Below are 2,525 nucleotides of genomic sequence, written 5' to 3' on the forward strand. Positions count from 1 at the left end.
TTATGCCATGTTCTGACGTTATCGCCTGCGAGTATTTCTTGCTCTTGTGCCTCTTGATAAACTGCCAACTCTTCTGGAGTGATATAAAATGGTGAATATGCCAAGGGTTACTCCAGAGCTGTAGTTATTAGTTTAGACTTTGATTGTTCGATTTCAGACTCGGTTTGCCACTTACCGTTGTAAAGGTATTCCCATTCAGGGATAGGTGCGTTTTGAGCTCTAAGTTCAAACGTATCATCCACGGGGAACTCTAGGCTTCTTGCTGGTTCCGAGAGCAATTCATCAGGTGAATAAGCATTGAACAAGGCTTTGATATCCTCGAATTCGGTACATTTAAGTTGATACTCTTTAGACAATTTTTCCAAAACTCTCTCTAAATCATTGGTTGAACTGAAAAATATAAAGCTCCTACCTCTATAGTGGCATCGACTAACGGTCGTTTTCGCTACATCTCTGTAATCACAATCGTCATACCTATGATAAAGAGTAATAACCTTGCGTTTTTTGTTGTAGTAAGCAAATAGCCAATTTTCACGCTCTGCAATTCTGATATTTGTGCGCTCTTCGGGTTGGCGTTTAAGCATTTTGAATGAGACCAAAATAAAAGCGCCTGCGCCAGCTAAAGCCATTGGACCAACAAGAATTACCATTAATATACATGTGGTGGCGCCCACCCAGCCTGTTACTTGACTCGCATTGTTCATCCATTTTGGAATGGTACTACTAGGCTTTGCAACAAGTCCTTTTTCTGAAAAAACATAATGGTACTGCTTTAAAAGCCCCCATCTCATTAGGAAATAAAAAAGTGCCACGCAAAATGAAAGTACACATGCTAAGAAAATGGTGTCATCGTTTTGATCGAAGTTTGCTAAGGCAAAAAACATCGCAATACAGACAAACAAGGTTACGAGAGTAAAATAGAGGTGAATGTATCGAGAAGGCATCTCGACGTTTACAACACTCCAACGTAAAACATTGCTACCCGAGCTGATTCTTTGCTCTTGAGCCTCTTGATAAACCGCCAATTCTTCTGGGGTGATGTAAAAAGGTGAATAAGCCAATGTTTATACCTTGGCTGCTGTTGGTTCAGATTTTGATTGTTCGATTTCAGACTCGGTTTGCCACTTGCCGTTGTAAAGGTATTCACGCTCAGGAAGTGGGGCATTTGACGCCCTTAAATCAAATACCTCTTCGGTTTGATATTCTCTACTACAAACTGGAATACTAAAGAGCCTTGATTCTGGCTTCGATTCAAACAGCTTTTTGTGGTCATCTACCTCTGTACAATCCAGCTTGTAGACCTTTGACAGTTGCGCGACCATGGATTCTAAATCTGCTTCAGTTTTAAAGAAAACATAACAATCCGATCTATCTTGTGAGCGAAAGATAGTCTTATGAGCAGTATCTCGATATCTGCATATGTCCTGCTTAAAATAGAATTGGATCACTTTCCTTTTCTTGTTGTAGTCCGCAAACAGCCAATCTTCTCGTTCGCCTACTCTCACTTCTGTTGCTTCATCAGGCTGTCGTTTAAGCATACCAAATGAAACCAATATAAACCCACCAGCTCCGGCAAGAACCATGGGTCCAGCAACCCCAACCATCACGACACAAACTATTGCTCCAATCCAGCCCATGGCTTGAGTCGCAGAGTTGACCCAATTCGGTAAATCACGTCGCTTTTTTATAACCAATCCGCGATCGGACAAGATGTAATCATAACGATTGTCCAAACCAAATGTCAGATAAGATACACCAGACATGATTATCGTTAGACCCGATAAAATATAAGTTAAGATCATGTCACTGTTATCATGTAGGAAATAGGTAAGGAAAAATAATGGACTGACAGCGGCTATAGCAATCGATAGGTATAAGTATCGAAAAGGCTCTTCAATATCGTGCTTGTGCCAGGTTGTGAGATCTTTCCCCTTTAGAATTTGTTGCTCTTGTTCTTCTTGATAAGCCGAAAGCTCGTCTGGCGTGATGTAAAAAGGTAAATAAGCCAAGGGTTACTCTTTGGCTGTTGTTAGTTCAGATTTAGATTTTTCAATCTCAGATTCGGTTTGCCACTTGCCGTTGTAAAGGTATTCTTGCTCTGGGAGAGGGGCGTTCGAAGCCCTTAAATCAAATACCTCATCGGTTTGATATTCTCTATTACAAACAGGAATGTTAAACAGTCTAGCTTCTGGCTTCGATTCAAACAGCTTTTTGTGGTCATCTACCTCTGTACAATCCAGCTTATATTCCGTAGCTAACTGATTTACCATCGATTCTAAGTCCGTTTCAGTTTTGAAAAATACGTAGCAATCGGATCTACTGTGTGAACGGAAAATAGTTCTGTGAGCAGTGTCGATATATTCACACTTATCCTGCTTAAAGTAGAACTGGATCACTTTGCGCTTTTTGTTGTAGTCGGCAAACAACCAATCTTCACGCTCTCCAACTCTCACTTCTGTTGGTTCATCAGGCTGACGTTTAAGCATTTTAAAGGAGACTAATATAAAAGCACCAGCGCCTGCTAA

2 protein-coding genes and 1 pseudogene are annotated in these 2,525 nt (G+C 40.8%); all 3 read right to left on the bottom strand.

Annotated elements, in window-relative coordinates:
- Positions 1 to 107 precede the first annotated feature (107 nt).
- On the bottom strand, positions 108 to 1,061 hold the full coding sequence (locus R7R78_RS23780) for a hypothetical protein (protein ID WP_225474341.1): 954 nt from the start codon (positions 1,059 to 1,061) through the stop codon (positions 108 to 110).
- Positions 1,062 to 1,064: 3 nt separating this feature from the next.
- Entirely contained in the window at positions 1,065 to 2,009 is a 945-nt protein-coding gene (locus R7R78_RS23785; protein WP_225474342.1) for a hypothetical protein, read from the bottom strand.
- A gap of 3 nt (positions 2,010 to 2,012) precedes the next feature.
- Positions 2,013 to 2,525, bottom strand: a pseudogene (locus R7R78_RS23790) (hypothetical protein); the annotation flags it as partial.

This window comes from Vibrio sp. 2134-1 (assembly GCF_033339495.1).